Raw genomic sequence first — 15,929 nt, forward strand, 5'->3', positions numbered from 1 at the left:
TATCCGAACTCTGTATGACAAGGTTCGGCGAAACCACGAGAAAACTCCTGTATTAACAAGAGCGCCCTTGTTCAGTTTTCACAAAGCGTGACCGGCTCTGGAATCCTGAGAAGCACCGAGATGGGTATAACATCGGCAGGTGTTTAGACCAGAAGTGCGGGTGGGAATCAAATGCGCGCCAGAACGGCTGCGCTGAATGAGCGGAAAACGATGGTTCATTATCTCGTATCACCTCCACGGCCGCCTCTGCTGAAACGGACCACAAGCCAAAGCTAAAAGTTCACTGCTTAACCCGGCTGGAAGTGGCGACACGATGTATTCATCGAGCGCTTATTTTATATGAGCCGCGCGCCGCGTTTTATACCGAGAAGGTCGCTAAAAAGCAAAACAAAAATGCGCAGGTTGCCAGCGTCGTCAGGAAAAATTTCCAGCCGTGTTTTCAACGCAGTGAGAGGTGAGTCAAAAAAAACTGGAAATCGGGTGAAGAAGTGACCTAAAATAGACGTCCAGATGTTAATCCATCCATACCGATTAACACTCAGACTGCCAGTGTCAAAATCCTGTAGGCCTTGGTAGAATTATCTCCTATGGCTATTCCACACAGCAGCTTGAGCTAACCAAATTCCTCTTAGGTGAAATAAAACATGGCAAAACACCTGTTTACGTCCGAGTCCGTATCAGAAGGACATCCTGATAAAATTGCTGACCAAATCTCCGATGCGGTGCTGGATGCGATCCTCGCGCAGGATCCAAAGGCGCGCGTAGCGTGTGAAACCTATGTCAAAACCGGCATGGTTCTGGTTGGCGGTGAGATCACCACCAGCGCATGGGTTGATATCGAAGAGATCACCCGTAACACGGTGCGTGAGATTGGCTATGTACATTCTGATATGGGCTTTGATGCCAACTCCTGCGCCGTACTGAGCGCGATTGGCAAACAGTCTCCGGATATCAACCAGGGCGTTGACCGTGCCGATCCGCTGGAACAGGGCGCGGGTGACCAGGGCCTGATGTTCGGCTACGCAACCAACGAAACCGACGTGCTGATGCCAGCGCCGGTAACCTACGCCCATCGTCTGGTGCAGCGTCAGGCTGAAGTGCGTAAAAACGGCACCCTGCCGTGGCTGCGTCCGGATGCGAAAAGCCAGGTGACCTTCCAGTATGACGACGGGAAAATCGTCGGTATCGATGCAGTGGTTCTTTCCACGCAGCATGCTGAAGAGATTGACCAGAAATCCCTGCAAGAAGCGGTGATGGAAGAGATCATCAAGCCGGTTCTGCCAACTGAATGGCTGAGCTCTGCGACCAAATTCTTCATCAACCCAACCGGACGCTTTGTTATCGGCGGCCCAATGGGTGACTGCGGTCTGACCGGTCGTAAAATCATCGTAGATACCTACGGCGGCATGGCACGTCACGGCGGCGGCGCATTCTCCGGTAAAGATCCGTCTAAAGTTGACCGTTCTGCGGCGTACGCTGCACGTTATGTAGCGAAAAACATCGTTGCTGCCGGTCTGGCTGACCGCTGTGAAATTCAGGTTTCCTACGCTATCGGCGTGGCTGAGCCAACCTCCATCATGGTGGAAACCTTCGGTACTGAAAAAGTGCCTTCTGAACAGCTGACCCTGCTGGTGCGTGAGTTCTTCGACCTGCGTCCATACGGTCTGATTCAGATGCTGGATCTGCTGCACCCAATCTACCAGGAAACCGCAGCGTACGGTCACTTTGGCCGCGAACATTTCCCATGGGAAAAAACCGACAAAGCCGCTCTGCTGCGTGATGCTGCCGGTCTGAAATAATCGACTGCCAGTAGCTTAAACAGGCCAGCCTTTGTGCTGGCCTTTTTTATGTCGGGTGGCGGCTATGCCTTACCCGACCTACGGGTAGTGAGTTTTTGTAGGCCGGGTAAGGCGCAGCCGCCACCCGGCAATGTTTGGAACCGTTTACACCTCACTCTCTATACCCCGCTTTCAGAATATTCCCTTTGCATGATCGCATTTCTTCTGCTGTTACATTCCCTTTCAGTTAAGTCTGAAATTTGTGCAAACGCGATGCACATCAATTAATTTACCTCTATATTTTCAAAGCTTTAATTATTTTTACGGTTACAAGCTAGTGTAACCGATTACACCGTTGTGATTTGACTCACATATTTTTATGAGCCGCTCACCTACTCTTAATATCGTAAAAACTGATAACCCAACTGGAGGGCATAATGCCTGACAATAATAAACAGGGGCGTACGTCCAATAAGGCAATGACGTTCTTCGTCTGCTTCCTCGCCGCTCTGGCAGGATTACTCTTTGGCCTGGATATTGGCGTAATTGCCGGTGCATTACCTTTCATCACCGATGAGTTCCAGATTAGCGCACACACTCAGGAATGGGTGGTTAGCTCCATGATGTTCGGTGCCGCCGTCGGCGCGGTCGGTAGCGGCTGGCTCTCCTTTAAGCTCGGGCGTAAAAAGAGCCTGATGATCGGCGCGATCCTGTTCGTTGCCGGCTCACTGTTCTCTGCCGCTGCGCCTAACGTTGAAGTGCTGATCATCTCCCGCGTGCTGCTCGGTCTGGCAGTGGGCGTGGCGTCTTATACTGCCCCGCTGTACCTGTCTGAAATCGCTCCGGAAAAAATCCGCGGCAGCATGATTTCCATGTATCAGCTGATGATCACCATCGGTATTCTGGGGGCTTATCTCTCGGATACCGCATTCAGCTACAGCGGCGCATGGCGCTGGATGCTGGGCGTAATCATCATTCCAGCCATCCTGCTGCTGATTGGCGTCTTCTTCCTGCCGGACAGTCCGCGCTGGTTCGCCGCCAAACGCCGCTTCCATGATGCCGAACGCGTGCTCTTACGCCTGCGTGATACCAGCGCCGAAGCCAAAAACGAGCTGGAAGAGATCCGCGAAAGCCTGAAGGTCAAACAGTCCGGCTGGGCGCTGTTCAAAGAGAACAGCAACTTCCGCCGCGCGGTGTTCCTCGGTGTGCTGTTACAGATCATGCAACAGTTCACCGGGATGAACGTCATCATGTATTACGCGCCGAAAATCTTCGAACTGGCGGGCTACACCAACACCACCGAGCAGATGTGGGGCACCGTGATCGTCGGCCTGACCAACGTGCTGGCGACCTTTATCGCTATCGGTCTGGTGGACCGCTGGGGACGTAAGCCAACCCTGACGCTGGGCTTCCTGGTGATGGCCGTCGGGATGGGCGTGCTGGGTACCATGATGCACATGGGCATTCACTCTCCAACGGCACAGTACTTCGCCGTGGCGATGCTGCTGATGTTTATCATTGGGTTTGCGATGAGCGCCGGTCCGCTGATTTGGGTGCTGTGCTCTGAGATCCAGCCGCTGAAAGGGCGTGATTTTGGTATCACCTGTTCTACCGCAACCAACTGGATTGCCAACATGATCGTCGGCGCAACGTTCCTGACCATGCTCAATACCCTGGGTAACGCCAATACCTTCTGGGTCTACGCCGGTCTGAACCTGTTCTTTATCGTTCTCACTATCTGGCTGGTTCCTGAAACCAAACATGTTTCACTGGAACACATTGAACGTAACCTGATGAAAGGTCGTCCTCTGCGCGAAATCGGCGCACACGACTGATCCTCCTGCGGGAGGCGCCTCTTGCGCCTCCCCGCTTCCCGCTTTATGCTCTGCCCCTATGAAAGCTCCCCGTCTCCCCATCGCCATTCAGCAAGCCGTCATGCGCAGCCTGCGGGAAAAACTCGCCCAGGCCAACCTGAAGCTCGGCCGCAATTATCCTGAACCGAAGCTGGTCTATCAGCAGCGTGGCACCGCGGCAGGCACAGCCTGGCTGGAGTCGTATGAGATCCGCCTGAATCCGGTGCTGATGATGGAAAACCAGCAGGCGTTTATCGACGAAGTGGTGCCGCACGAGCTGGCCCACCTTCTGGTGTGGAAGCACTTTGGCCGCGTCGCACCGCACGGCAAAGAGTGGAAATGGATGATGGAGGCGGTGCTCGGGGTTCCGGCCCGCCGCACCCATCAGTTCGAGCTGGAATCGGTACGCCGCAATACCTTCCCCTACCGCTGCCAGTGTCAGCAGCACCAGCTTACCGTCCGCCGCCATAACCGCGTTGTGCGCGGCGAGGCGACCTATCGCTGCGTTAAATGCGGCGAACCGCTGGTTGCGGAATAATCACTCGAACTTTCAGGAACTTTCCTGATCTGACTGATTGCATACGGGAACAACATTCGTTACGTTGCGGGCTCGTTTTGACACGGAGTGTAAGATGTCCCGTAATGTTTCTCTCGCGGTCGCTTTTCTGGCGACAGCGCTCTCCGGCCATGCTCTGGCCGACGGTATTCACAGTTTCTCTCAGGCAAAAACCGCGGGCGTAAAGATTAACGCCGACGTACCGGGTGATTTCTACTGCGGCTGTAAAATTAACTGGCAGGGTAAGAAAGGGGTCGTGGATCTGGGATCCTGCGGCTATAAGGTGCGCAAGAACGAGAATCGCGCCAGCCGAATCGAATGGGAACACGTTGTTCCGGCCTGGCAGTTTGGCCACCAGCGCCAGTGCTGGCAGGACGGTGGACGTAAAAATTGCGCCAAAGATCCGGTCTACCGCCAGATGGAAAGCGATATGCACAACCTGCAACCCGCCGTGGGTGAGGTCAATGGCGACCGCGGAAACTTCATGTACAGCCAGTGGAACGGTGGCGAAGGCCAGTACGGTCAGTGCGCCATGAAGGTCGATTTCAAAGAGAAAGTCGCCGAACCGCCTGCCCGCGCACGCGGCAGCATCGCCCGCACATACTTCTATATGCGCGACCGCTACGATCTCAACCTTTCCCGCCAGCAGACGCAGCTCTTCAATGCCTGGGACAAGCTCTACCCGGTGACGGACTGGGAATGCCAGCGCGACGAACGTATCGCCAAAGTCCAGGGGAATCACAACCCTTACGTCCAGCGGGCTTGCCAGGCGCAAAAGAGCTAACCTACACTACGGCAATTCGCTTATATCGCATGACACATGGAATTTCTGACTATGCGCATCCCTCGCATCTATCACCCTGAACTGATTACCCCAGGCGGCGAAATCGCCCTGTCTGATGATGCCGCAAACCATGTAGGTCGCGTGCTGCGCATGGGGGCAGGCCAGGCGATTCAGCTCTTTGACGGCTCTAATCAGGTTTTCGACGCTGAAATTACGCGCGCCGACAAAAAAAGCGTGCACGTAAAGGTGCTGCGTGGCGAAGTGGATGACCGGGAATCCCCGCTGCACATTCACCTGGGCCAGGTGATGTCGCGTGGGGAAAAGATGGAGTTCACCATTCAGAAATCCATTGAACTGGGTGTAAGCCTCATTACGCCACTTTTTTCTGAGCGCTGCGGCGTTAAACTGGATGCGGAACGTCTGAACAAAAAGATCCAGCAGTGGCAAAAAATTGCCATTGCGGCCTGCGAACAGAGCGGCCGCAACCGTATCCCGGAGATCCGCCCGGCGATGGATCTGGAGGACTGGTGTGCAGAAGAGGAGAGCGGGCTTAAGCTCAATCTTCATCCGCGCGCCAGCGCCAGCATCAATACGCTGCCGCTGCCCGTTGAGCGTGTACGCCTGCTGATTGGCCCGGAAGGCGGCCTGTCGGCTGACGAAATTGCCATGACGGCGCGTTACCAGTTTACTGATATTCTGTTGGGACCTCGCGTTCTGCGCACTGAGACAACGGCACTCACCGCCATTACCGCGCTACAGGTGCGATTTGGCGATCTGGGTTGAAGCAAAGCCTGACCCATAACCGGAGAAGAAGATGATTAAGCTCGGCATCGTGATGGACCCCATCGCAAACATTAACATCAAGAAAGACTCCAGCTTCGCTATGCTGCTGGAAGCGCAGCGTCGCGGCTATGAACTCCACTATATGGAGATGAACGATCTTTACCTGATCAACGGTGAAGCCCGCGCACGCACCCGCATCGTTAACGTCGAGCAGAACTACGAAAAATGGTACGAATTCGGTACCGAGCAGGATATTGCCCTGGCCGACCTTAACGTGATCCTGATGCGTAAAGATCCGCCGTTCGACACCGAATACATTTACGCCACCTATATCCTTGAGCGTGCCGAAGAGAAAGGAACGCTGATCGTCAACAAGCCGCAGAGCCTGCGCGACTGTAACGAGAAGCTCTATACCGCATGGTTCTCTGACCTGACGCCGGAAACGCTCGTCACCCGCAGCAAAACGCAGCTGAAAGAATTCTGGCAGAAGCACGGCGACATCATCATGAAACCGCTGGACGGCATGGGTGGCGCGTCGATCTTCCGCGTGAAAGAGGGCGATCCGAACATTGGCGTGATTGCCGAAACGCTGACCGAGCTGGGAACCCGCTACTGCATGGCGCAGAACTATCTGCCAGCCATTAAAGACGGCGACAAGCGTGTGCTGGTCGTAGACGGCGAGCCGGTGCCTTACTGCCTGGCGCGTATCCCGCAGGGAGGGGAAACCCGTGGCAACCTGGCGGCTGGCGGCCGTGGCGAACCGCGTCCGTTAAGCGAAAGCGACTGGGAAATTGCCCGCCGCGTCGGCCCTACGCTGAAAGCCAAAGGCCTGATCTTCGTCGGTCTCGATATCATCGGCGATCGTCTGACCGAAGTGAACGTCACCAGCCCGACCTGCATTCGTGAAATCGAAGCGGAATTCCCGATCTCGATCACCGGAATGCTGATGGACGCTATCGAAAAACGTTTACAGAAATAACCTGTGACAGCGCCTGTGTTTATCCCCATACTGGGCGCTGTCGCTTTTTAAACCAGGAAACAGTACCTCTGACAATGAATTTACAGCATCACTTTCTTATTGCCATGCCTGCTCTCCAGGATCCAATTTTCCGCCGCTCCGTGGTCTATATTTGCGAATACAACGAAGACGGCGCGATGGGGATTATCATCAATAAGCCGCTGGAAAACCTCCAGGTGGAAGGCATTCTGGACAAGCTGAAAATCCCTGCTGAAGCGCGGCTGCCGGAAATCCGTCTCGATAAACCGGTGATGCTCGGCGGCCCGCTTGCAGAAGATCGTGGCTTTATCCTGCATACCCCGCCGGTTTTCTCGTCCAGCATTCGTATCTCCGATAACACCGTCGTCACCACCTCTCGCGACGTGCTTGAAACGCTGGGCACTGCCAGTCAGCCTTCTGAGGTGCTGGTTGCGCTCGGCTACGCCTCCTGGGAAAAAGGGCAGCTGGAACAAGAAATTTTGGACAACGCCTGGCTGACAGCCCCTGCGGATATGAATATCCTGTTTAAAACCCCTATCGCCGATCGCTGGCGTGACGCGGCAAAACTGATTGGCATTGATATTCTGACCATGCCTGGCGTTGCGGGGCACGCGTAATGAGCGGCACCCTTCTCGCCTTCGACTTCGGCACCAAAAGCATCGGCGTCGCTGTGGGTCAACGGATCACCGGCACCGCTCGCCCGCTCACGGCGCTGAAAGCTAACGACGGCACGCCGGACTGGAACCTTATTGAGCGCTTGCTCAAAGAGTGGCAGCCGGACGACGTGATTGTCGGCCTGCCGCTGAACATGGACGGCACCGAGCAACCGCTTACCGCCCGCGCGCGCAAGTTCGCGAACAAAATCCATGGCCGCTTTGGCGTCTCCGTTAAGCTGCACGATGAACGTTTGAGCACCGTCGAGGCACGCGCTGGCCTGTTCGAGCACGGTGGTTTCCGGGCGCTGAACAAAGGCAGCGTGGATTCAGCTTCAGCCGTCATTATCCTCGAAAGCTATTTCGAACAGGGTTACTGAGCGCCGGGGCTACAGCCGCCCCTGCGCCCGTCGCTCCGCCAGACTCTGCTCAAAGTTCTGCATTCCCGCCTGCTGCCCCGTTTGAATAATGCCCGGCAGTTGCCAGGTTTTGCCTTCGCGGATCAGGTTTGCCGCCGCCGAGGTATTCACCAGTAGCTCATACAGCGCCACGCGCCCGCCCTGGACATCCTGAAGTAGCTTCTGCGCCAGGACCGCACGCAGGCTTCCCGCCAGCTGATTACGCACCGGATCTTTCTCCTGCGCCGGAAAGGTGTCGACCAGGCGCTCGATCGCCTGCGCCGCGCCGCGCGTATGCAGCGTGGCTAACACCAGATGGCCGGTTTCCGCCGCCGTCAGCGCCAGGCGTATCGTCTCGCTGTCGCGCAGCTCACCAAGCAGAATCACATCCGGATCTTCACGCAGCGCGCTGCGCAGCGCCTCGGCAAAGGACGGGCTGTGCTGGCCTATCTCCCGCTGCTGGATCAGGCAACGTTCGCTCTGGTACATAAACTCCACCGGATCTTCCAGGGTCAGAATATGCCCGTCCGTCTGGTGATTGAGGAAATCGACCATCGCGGCCAGGGTGGTCGATTTCCCGCTGCCGGTGGCGCCAGTGACCAGAATCAGGCCATTGTCATTGGACAGCAGCTCCGGGATCGCTCGCGGCACACCTAACGCAGAGAGCTGCGGGCACGTCAGCGGCAACAGCCGCAGCGCAATCGAAACGCCGTGCATATGCTTAAACGCACTGCCGCGCAGCCGCTGACGGCCTGCGAGGGTAACGGCAAAATCCACCTGCCCGTTTGCCCACCATGCGCCCTGCTGTTCGTCGTTGAGCCACGCTTTTAATAACGCCTCCACATCCGGGGGCGGAAACGGCGCAGGTTCAAGACGGCCTGACCTGCGCCAGCGCGGTGGCGAATCACTGCACAGGTGTAGATCGGAGACGTTATGCTTTACACTAAGGGCCACAATTTCTTCCACATCCATAGACTACTCCTCGGAAAATGAACGACATTGCGCATAACCTGGCACAGGTCCGGGACAAAATCTCAGCCGCGGCAACGCGTTGCGGCCGTGCTCCAGAAGAAATTACGTTGCTTGCAGTCAGCAAAACTAAGCCTGCGAGCGCCATCGCAGAAGCGATAGCCGCCGGTCATCGTGCCTTTGGTGAAAACTATGTGCAGGAAGGCGTGGATAAAATTCGCGCTTTCCGGGAACGGGGAAATACAGACCTGCAATGGCACTTTATCGGTCCGCTACAGTCGAACAAAAGCCGTCTGGTAGCAGAGCACTTTGACTGGTGCCACACCATCGATCGTCTGCGCATCGCTACCCGTCTGAGCGACCAGCGCCCTATGGAGATGCCAGCGCTTAACGTGCTGATTCAAATCAACATCAGCGATGAAAACAGCAAGTCCGGCATTACGCTGGGCGAACTGAAGGCGCTGGCGGCAGACGTGGCGGCGCTGCCGCGCTTAACCCTGCGCGGGCTGATGGCTATCCCGGCGCCAGAGTCAAGTTATGAAAGGCAGTTTGCCGTGGCACAGCAAATGGCTGTAGCATTTGAGGCGCTTAAGGCGCGCTATGACACGGTAGACACGCTTTCTCTGGGCATGTCGGACGATATGGAAGCCGCCATCGCGGCAGGCAGCACCATGGTGCGCATCGGCACGGCAATTTTCGGTGCGCGCGATTACCCCCAATAATAAGGAAACCTGAGGAACGCCATGAAGACGTTGACTTTCCTGCTTTCAACGGTCATTGAACTGTATACGATGGCGCTGCTGTTGCGCGTCTGGATGCAGTGGGCCCGTTGTGATTTTTACAATCCATTCTCACAATTTATCGTGAAAATCACGCAGCCCGTTGTGGGGCCGCTTCGCCGCGTCATTCCGGCAATGGGGCCAATTGACAGTTCATCTCTGCTGATGGCGTTTATTCTGAGCGTTATCAAAGCGATCGTGCTGTTTATGGTCATCACTTTCCAGCCGATTATCTGGATTTCAGCCGTTCTGATCCTGGTTAAAACCGTCGGCTCGCTGATCTTCTGGGTCCTGCTGGTGATGGCGATCATGAGCTGGGTAAGCCGGGGCCGTAGCCCGGTGGAGTACGCGTTGATTCAGCTGACTGAACCGTTGCTGCGTCCGATTCGTAGCCTGCTGCCTGCAATGGGCGGAATCGACTTCTCCCCGATGCTTCTCGTTCTGCTGCTGTACGTGCTGAATATGGGTATCGCGGAACTGTTACAGGCGACGGGTAATATGCTGCTGCCGGGGCTGTGGATGGCGTTATGAGTGCAGTTAGCCCCTGCGCCGACGGGCTGGTTTTGCGGCTGTACATTCAGCCGAAAGCCAGCCGCGACAGTATTGTTGGGCTGCATGGCGACGAGCTAAAAGTCGCCATCACTGCCCCGCCGGTTGACGGCCAGGCGAATGCGCATCTGACCAAATATCTGGCTAAACAGTTTCGCGTCGCTAAAAGCCAGGTCATCATTGAGAAAGGTGAACTTGGCCGGCATAAACAGGTAAAAATCCTTGACCCGCAATCTATCCCGACGGAAGTCGCGGCTCTGAAAGAACAGGACTAAACCATGCAGAAAGTTGTTCTCGCCACCGGTAACGCCGGTAAAGTGCGCGAGCTGGCCTCGCTATTAAATGATTTTGGGCTGGACGTGGTGGCCCAGACCGAGCTGGGCGTGGACTCCGCCGAAGAGACCGGCCTGACGTTTATCGAAAACGCCATTCTGAAAGCGCGCCATGCGGCGCAGATCACCGGACTGCCCGCGATAGCCGATGACTCCGGTCTGGCCGTGGATTTTCTGGGCGGTGCGCCGGGGATTTACTCCGCCCGCTATTCCGGGGTGGACGCCACCGACCAGCAGAATCTGGAAAAGCTGCTTGTGGCCCTGAAAGACGTCCCTGACGAACAGCGTACCGCGCAGTTCCACTGCGTGCTGGTCTACATGCGTCACGCGGAAGATCCCACGCCGATTGTCTGTCACGGCAGCTGGCCGGGCGTGATCACCCGTGAAGCGGCGGGCAACGGCGGCTTTGGTTACGACCCGATTTTCTTTGTCCCGACCGAGGGAAAAACCGCTGCGGAACTCACCCGCGAAGAGAAAAGCGCGATCTCCCACCGTGGACGCGCCCTGAAACTGTTACTGGAAGCACTGCGTAATGGCTAATTTGCCGCCTCTGAGTCTTTATATTCACATCCCATGGTGCGTGCAGAAATGCCCGTACTGCGATTTCAACTCGCACGCGCTGAAGGGCGAAGTGCCGCACGATGATTACGTCGCGCATCTGCTGGCCGATCTGGATGCTGATGTATCGTACGCACAGGGACGTGAAGTGAAGACCATTTTTATTGGTGGCGGTACACCGAGCCTGCTTTCAGGCCCGGCGATGCAGACGCTGCTGGATGGCGTGCGCGCACGCCTGAACCTGGCAGTGGATGCTGAAATTACGATGGAAGCCAACCCCGGTACCGTTGAGGCCGACCGTTTTGTCGAGTATCAGCGTGCGGGCGTGAACCGTATCTCTATCGGCGTGCAGAGCTTTAGCGAGCCAAAGCTGAAGCGTCTGGGGCGTATCCACGGCCCGGAAGAGGCAAAGCGCGCGGCAAACCTGGCAACGGGGCTTGGGCTGCGCAGCTTTAACCTCGACCTGATGCATGGCCTGCCGGATCAGTCGCTCGAAGAAGCGCTGGACGATTTGCGTCAGGCGATTGAACTGAATCCGCCGCATCTGTCGTGGTATCAGCTGACCATTGAGCCTAACACCCTGTTTGGTTCCCGTCCTCCGGTGCTGCCGGACGATGACGCGCTGTGGGATATCTTCGAGCAGGGCCACCAGCTTTTGACCGCGGCGGGGTATCAGCAATATGAAACGTCGGCGTATGCGAAGCCGGGCTATCAGTGTCAGCACAATCTGAACTACTGGCGTTTTGGTGATTATCTGGGGATTGGCTGCGGCGCACATGGCAAAGTGACCTTCCCGGACGGACGCATTCTGCGTACCGCTAAAACCCGCCATCCGCGCGGGTATATGGAAGGCCGCTACCTGGAGCGTCAGCACGACGTCGAGGCGTTGGATAAACCGTTTGAGTTCTTTATGAACCGCTTCCGTCTGCTGGAAGCCGCCCCACGCGCGGAGTTTGCGCTCTACACCGGGTTGTCGGAGTCGGTGATTCGCCCGCAGATTGACGAGGCGCTGGCGCAGGGGTACCTGACCGAGTGTGATGAGTCCTGGCAGATCACCGAGCACGGCAAGCTGTTCTTAAACTCCCTTCTTGAGCTGTTCCTCGCTGAAAATCCTGAAGGCTGATTCAGGATTTTACATCCCGTTCTGCTGGCTGAGGGAAAGGCTGGCAGAGTGTGGGGATGGAAAAATCAAAACAACTCCGCAAACAAATGACGCCCGAAGAATTACGCCTCTGGTATTTGCTCAGAGATCGTCGTTTCTTCGGGTATAAGTTTCGCCGTCAGATGCCGGTTGGACCGTATATCGTGGATTTTGCCTGCTTTAAGGCGAAGCTGATTATTGAGCTGGACGGTGGGCAGCATCAGAACAAAGAGAAGTATGATTCTCACCGTACCGAGTTTTTGAATGCGAACGGCTGGGAAGTCGTACGGTTCTGGAATAATGAATTCAGGACTAATGAGGAGCAGGTGCTGATGGCTATTTTGCAACGATTGCAATGCCTGATGCCCTCACCCTAACCCTCTCCCACAGGGAGAGGGAACTGGTTACTCCCTCTCCCTGTGGGAGATGGCCGGGGTGAGGGGTCCTGCGCGCAGAGGCGTTACTTCAGCGTCCCCACCAGCGCCTTCCGGCTGTCTTCCAGCGACACCACGCGTTTACACACGTCTTTGCCGAACTGCTGGAAATCGGCTTCCTGATTCTTCCACTCGTTCTGAATCGAGGTTTGCAGTCCGCCCAGGCTACCCAGTACACCCTGCAACGGATTACCGCCCCCCTTCAGCACCGCTTTGGCGCCCATCTCGTTGATGCTGTCCTGGAGAATGCCGCCCATCGCCTGGTTCACCAGCTGCTGACCGTCGGCACGCACCTGATCGATCGCCTTATAGTGGAACGTCAGGCCATCAGAGCGCGTCTCGATAATACGGTTCATCTGCTCTTTCAGCTGTTTATCCAGCTTCGTCAGGCGGGTGCGCATATTGCTGCTCTCCCCCACCTCTTTGGTGATGATTTTATCCAGCGCCACGCGGCTCTTTTCAACGCGGGTCAGCGCGCCATCGTTGATCCAGGGCAGCGCGGTACGCAACTCGGCCTGGTAGTCCATCGCCTGCTCGCGCTGGGCGGCCGTCAGGTTTTGCGATTTGCCGTTAAAGGTCACGTTGCCATCCGGCGTAATCACCAGATTGCCATTCTCGCCCTTAACCTGCACGGTTTGCGGACTCAGCACCACGTCATCACGCGGGGTGACGCTACATTTATACTCCGCATGGGCGGTGGTTCCGATTGCCAGTAAAGCAACAGCCAGCAACGTTTTGCGCATCTTTAACACTCCCTCAGACAAAATGGGCCAGCTAATGCTGGCCCGTTCTTGCTTTATTAGTCCCACCAAACGTCGAAAAGTTCGCTAACGCGGACATCTTCCAGTTTGTGGTCTTCAAGCCATTTGCGTACCAGCGCCTGATGCTCTTCGGTGCATTTCCCCACTTCCTGGGTGCAAATCAGACCTTCCCACGCCAGATAGCCGCTACCGTCGAAGGCCAGCTTGTTTGGCTCGATCACCTCGTTGATGAACGCATCAACGTCCTGATCGATCTGCTCAACGCTGGTGCCTTCCGGGAAGCGCCAGGCAACGGAGAAACCCACTTCCTGGAATTCTTCGATGTGCATCTTTTTACGCAGACGACGGCTACGATTCTTTGCCATTATTTCACCCTCTCGAACATTAAGTCCCATACGCCGTGACCAAGACGATGGCCACGCTGTTCAAATTTTGTCACCGGACGTGAATCCGGACGCGGTACGTAGTCGTTGCTTTCAGACTGATTTTTATACCCGTCCAGGGACGACATCACTTCCAGCATATGTTCCGCATAAGGTTCCCAGTCGGTTGCCATGTGGAAAACGCCGCCCAGCTTGAGCTTACTTTTCACCAGCTCGGCAAACGGCGCCTGAACGATACGGCGTTTATTATGACGCGCTTTGTGCCATGGGTCAGGGAAAAAGAGCTGAACCATGTTCAAAGAATTGTCAGGAATCATTTTGTGCAGCACTTCCACCGCGTCGTGACACATGACGCGCAGGTTCTCAACGCCCTCTTCGTGGGCCGTTGCCAGGCACGCGCCGACGCCCGGCGAGTGTACTTCGATACCGAGGAAGTTCTGCTCCGGGCGCGCTTTCGCCATAGTCACCAGCGAGGTGCCCATGCCAAAACCAATCTCCAGCGTCACTGGCGCGTCGCGGCCAAACAGGTCGGTGAAGTCGAGCGGTTGCTCGCTGAACTCAACGCCCATCACCGGCCAGTAGTTGTCCAGCGCGTGTTGCTGCCCTTTTGTCAGGCGCCCCTGACGGCGGACAAAGCTGCGAATACGGCGCAGCGGGCGACCGTTTTCATCAAATTCCGGTGAAATGACGTCGTTTTTCATAAAAGAGTTGTCTGCTTGTGAGAATGTTCGGGAAACGGGCATTATCCAAAGTTAAGGCTTCTATGCAAGCATGGGAAAGATCCGGTTTACAGCAGATTGACGCTGTGCTGCAATCTGCGTCCCTGATTAAGCGAATCGATGACCATGCAAGCCTCTCAATTTTCAGCCCAGGTGCTGGACTGGTACGACAAATACGGGCGTAAAACCCTGCCCTGGCAAATTGAAAAAACGCCGTACAAAGTATGGCTCTCTGAGGTGATGTTGCAACAAACGCAGGTCGCGACGGTCATTCCTTACTTCGAGCGTTTTATGGCGCGCTTCCCGACAATCACCGATCTGGCCAACGCGCCGCTGGACGAGGTACTGCACCTGTGGACCGGCCTCGGCTATTACGCCCGCGCGCGCAACCTGCACAAAGCCGCACAGCAGGTCGCCACCCGCCACAACGGTAAATTCCCGGAGACCTTTGACGAGGTGGCGGATTTGCCCGGCGTCGGGCGTTCAACCGCAGGCGCAATCCTCTCCCTCTCTTTAGGCAAACATTTCCCTATTCTCGACGGCAACGTCAAGCGCGTGCTCGCACGCTGCTACGCCGTAGATGGCTGGCCGGGCAAGAAAGAGGTTGAGAAACGCCTGTGGGAGATCAGTGAAGCGGTCACTCCGGCGAAAGGGGTGGAGCGTTTTAACCAGGCGATGATGGATCTGGGCGCGATGGTCTGCACCCGTTCAAAACCGAAGTGCGAACTCTGCCCGGTAAACAACCTCTGCGTGGCGTATGCGAACCACACCTGGGCGCAGTATCCGGGGAAAAAACCGAAGCAGACGCTGCCTGAACGCACCGGGTACATGCTGCTGATGCAGCATGGCGACGAGGTGTTTCTCGCTCAGCGCCCGCCGAGTGGCCTGTGGGGTGGTCTATACTGCTTCCCACAGTTTGAGGATGAAGCCTCGCTTCGGGCATGGCTTGAACAACGCGGCATTGCGGCCGATACCCTGACGCAACTCAACGCGTTCCGTCATACCTTCAGCCATTTCCATCTGGATATTGTGCCGATGTGGCTTCCCGTGTCCTCATTCACGTCGTGCATGGATGAAGGCAACGCTCTCTGGTATAACTTAGCGCAACCGCCATCAGTCGGGCTGGCGGCTCCCGTGGAGCGCCTGTTACAGCAATTACGTGTCGGTGCAATGGTTTAGCATCGGCAAGACAAAGAGGAATGAGTATGGCCAGAACCATTTTTTGTACTTTCCTACAGCGCGACGCTGAAGGCCAGGATTTCCAGCTCTACCCGGGCGACCTGGGTAAGCGCATTTACAACGAGATCTCCAAAGAAGCCTGGGGACAGTGGCAGAAGAAGCAGACCATGCTGATCAACGAGAAAAAGCTCAGCATGATGAACCCGGAACACCGCAAACTGCTGGAGCAGGAGATGGTGAACTTCCTGTTCGAGGGTAAAGACGTCCATATCGAAGGCTATACGCCACCGGAAAAATAATACTCTGCGGCTGCTGCCCGGCGG

General features: G+C 56.1%; 21 protein-coding genes. 16 read left to right on the plus strand and 5 right to left on the minus strand.

Features of this window, described 5'->3' with window-relative positions; genetic code table 11:
• Positions 1-78: 78 nt before the first annotated feature.
• Positions 79-219, minus strand: a complete 141-nt coding sequence (locus ACWKXX_RS18395) for a hypothetical protein (protein ID WP_418235904.1) — start codon at positions 217-219, stop codon at positions 79-81.
• A gap of 425 nt (positions 220-644) precedes the next feature.
• Here ACWKXX_RS18395 and metK point away from each other — a divergent pair, with 425 nt between their 5' ends.
• The 8 genes from metK (at position 645) to ruvX (ending at position 7,784) form a co-directional block, all read left to right on the plus strand.
• Positions 645-1,799 (plus strand): methionine adenosyltransferase, encoded by a 1,155-nt coding sequence (metK, locus tag ACWKXX_RS18400; protein ID WP_003860037.1) that lies wholly within the window; start codon positions 645-647, stop codon positions 1,797-1,799.
• Positions 1,800-2,215: 416 nt separating this feature from the next.
• The gene (gene galP, locus ACWKXX_RS18405; RefSeq protein ID WP_015571832.1) at positions 2,216-3,613 is read left to right on the plus strand and encodes a galactose/proton symporter; all 1,398 of its coding nucleotides are present in this window, start codon (positions 2,216-2,218) and stop codon (positions 3,611-3,613) included.
• A 58-nt stretch (positions 3,614-3,671) separates the two neighbouring features.
• A complete protein-coding gene (locus tag ACWKXX_RS18410; RefSeq protein WP_015571833.1) occupies positions 3,672-4,169 on the plus strand; it encodes a SprT family zinc-dependent metalloprotease in 498 nt (165 codons plus the stop codon).
• A gap of 94 nt (positions 4,170-4,263) precedes the next feature.
• Complete coding sequence (gene endA, locus ACWKXX_RS18415) at positions 4,264-4,971, plus strand: deoxyribonuclease I (RefSeq protein ID WP_003860034.1); 708 nt, start codon at positions 4,264-4,266, stop codon at positions 4,969-4,971.
• 51 nt (positions 4,972-5,022) lie between these two features.
• Complete coding sequence (gene rsmE / locus ACWKXX_RS18420; protein ID WP_017692692.1) at positions 5,023-5,754, plus strand: 16S rRNA (uracil(1498)-N(3))-methyltransferase; 732 nt, start codon at positions 5,023-5,025, stop codon at positions 5,752-5,754.
• A gap of 31 nt (positions 5,755-5,785) precedes the next feature.
• The gene (gshB, locus tag ACWKXX_RS18425) at positions 5,786-6,733 is read left to right on the plus strand and encodes a glutathione synthase (protein ID WP_015571835.1); all 948 of its coding nucleotides are present in this window, start codon (positions 5,786-5,788) and stop codon (positions 6,731-6,733) included.
• Positions 6,734-6,807: 74 nt separating this feature from the next.
• Complete coding sequence (locus ACWKXX_RS18430) at positions 6,808-7,368, plus strand: YqgE/AlgH family protein (protein WP_006811924.1); 561 nt, start codon at positions 6,808-6,810, stop codon at positions 7,366-7,368.
• On the plus strand, positions 7,368-7,784 hold the full coding sequence (ruvX, locus tag ACWKXX_RS18435) for a Holliday junction resolvase RuvX (RefSeq protein WP_006811925.1): 417 nt from the start codon (positions 7,368-7,370) through the stop codon (positions 7,782-7,784). The genes ACWKXX_RS18430 and ruvX overlap by 1 nt, the downstream gene beginning before the upstream one ends.
• 9 nt (positions 7,785-7,793) lie before the next feature.
• Here the strand turns inward: ruvX and ACWKXX_RS18440 are convergent, their stop codons facing one another.
• A complete protein-coding gene (locus ACWKXX_RS18440; RefSeq protein ID WP_047738304.1) occupies positions 7,794-8,774 on the minus strand; it encodes a type IV pilus twitching motility protein PilT in 981 nt (326 codons plus the stop codon).
• Positions 8,775-8,791: 17 nt separating this feature from the next.
• Here ACWKXX_RS18440 and ACWKXX_RS18445 point away from each other — a divergent pair, with 17 nt between their 5' ends.
• The 6 genes from ACWKXX_RS18445 to ACWKXX_RS18470 are packed head-to-tail and all read left to right on the plus strand — an operon-like array spanning position 8,792 to position 12,507.
• Positions 8,792-9,493: a YggS family pyridoxal phosphate-dependent enzyme gene (locus tag ACWKXX_RS18445; protein WP_047726777.1), complete on the plus strand. Its 702-nt coding sequence runs from the start codon at positions 8,792-8,794 to the stop codon at positions 9,491-9,493.
• 21 nt (positions 9,494-9,514) lie between these two features.
• Complete coding sequence (locus ACWKXX_RS18450; protein WP_015571838.1) at positions 9,515-10,081, plus strand: YggT family protein; 567 nt, start codon at positions 9,515-9,517, stop codon at positions 10,079-10,081.
• The gene (gene yggU, locus ACWKXX_RS18455) at positions 10,078-10,374 is read left to right on the plus strand and encodes a DUF167 family protein YggU (RefSeq protein WP_261666011.1); all 297 of its coding nucleotides are present in this window, start codon (positions 10,078-10,080) and stop codon (positions 10,372-10,374) included. Before ACWKXX_RS18450 ends, yggU begins: the two co-directional genes overlap by 4 nt.
• Before the next feature lie 3 nt (positions 10,375-10,377).
• Positions 10,378-10,971: an XTP/dITP diphosphatase gene (locus ACWKXX_RS18460; protein WP_015571839.1), complete on the plus strand. Its 594-nt coding sequence runs from the start codon at positions 10,378-10,380 to the stop codon at positions 10,969-10,971.
• Entirely contained in the window at positions 10,964-12,112 is a 1,149-nt protein-coding gene (gene hemW / locus ACWKXX_RS18465; protein ID WP_064489706.1) for a radical SAM family heme chaperone HemW, read from the plus strand. Before ACWKXX_RS18460 ends, hemW begins: the two co-directional genes overlap by 8 nt.
• 56 nt (positions 12,113-12,168) lie before the next feature.
• The gene (locus tag ACWKXX_RS18470) at positions 12,169-12,507 is read left to right on the plus strand and encodes an endonuclease domain-containing protein (protein ID WP_261666010.1); all 339 of its coding nucleotides are present in this window, start codon (positions 12,169-12,171) and stop codon (positions 12,505-12,507) included.
• A gap of 83 nt (positions 12,508-12,590) precedes the next feature.
• On the opposite strand, the gene ACWKXX_RS18475 is transcribed toward ACWKXX_RS18470, so the two are convergent.
• The 3 genes from ACWKXX_RS18475 to trmB are packed head-to-tail and all read right to left on the minus strand — an operon-like array spanning position 12,591 to position 14,409.
• A complete protein-coding gene (locus ACWKXX_RS18475; RefSeq protein ID WP_128771910.1) occupies positions 12,591-13,307 on the minus strand; it encodes a YggN family protein in 717 nt (238 codons plus the stop codon).
• 56 nt (positions 13,308-13,363) lie between these two features.
• Positions 13,364-13,690, minus strand: a complete 327-nt coding sequence (locus tag ACWKXX_RS18480; RefSeq protein ID WP_003862421.1) for a YggL family protein — start codon at positions 13,688-13,690, stop codon at positions 13,364-13,366.
• Complete coding sequence (trmB, locus tag ACWKXX_RS18485; protein WP_015571843.1) at positions 13,690-14,409, minus strand: tRNA (guanosine(46)-N7)-methyltransferase TrmB; 720 nt, start codon at positions 14,407-14,409, stop codon at positions 13,690-13,692. The genes ACWKXX_RS18480 and trmB overlap by 1 nt, the downstream gene beginning before the upstream one ends.
• A gap of 144 nt (positions 14,410-14,553) precedes the next feature.
• Here trmB and mutY point away from each other — a divergent pair, with 144 nt between their 5' ends.
• Both mutY and ACWKXX_RS18495 read left to right on the plus strand, forming a co-directional pair.
• Complete coding sequence (gene mutY / locus ACWKXX_RS18490; RefSeq protein ID WP_168728606.1) at positions 14,554-15,606, plus strand: A/G-specific adenine glycosylase; 1,053 nt, start codon at positions 14,554-14,556, stop codon at positions 15,604-15,606.
• A gap of 26 nt (positions 15,607-15,632) precedes the next feature.
• Positions 15,633-15,905 (plus strand): oxidative damage protection protein, encoded by a 273-nt coding sequence (locus tag ACWKXX_RS18495; protein WP_003862425.1) that lies wholly within the window; start codon positions 15,633-15,635, stop codon positions 15,903-15,905.
• Positions 15,906-15,929 lie beyond the last annotated feature (24 nt).

The sequence above is a fragment of the Enterobacter sp. UPMP2061 genome (genome assembly GCF_053709615.1).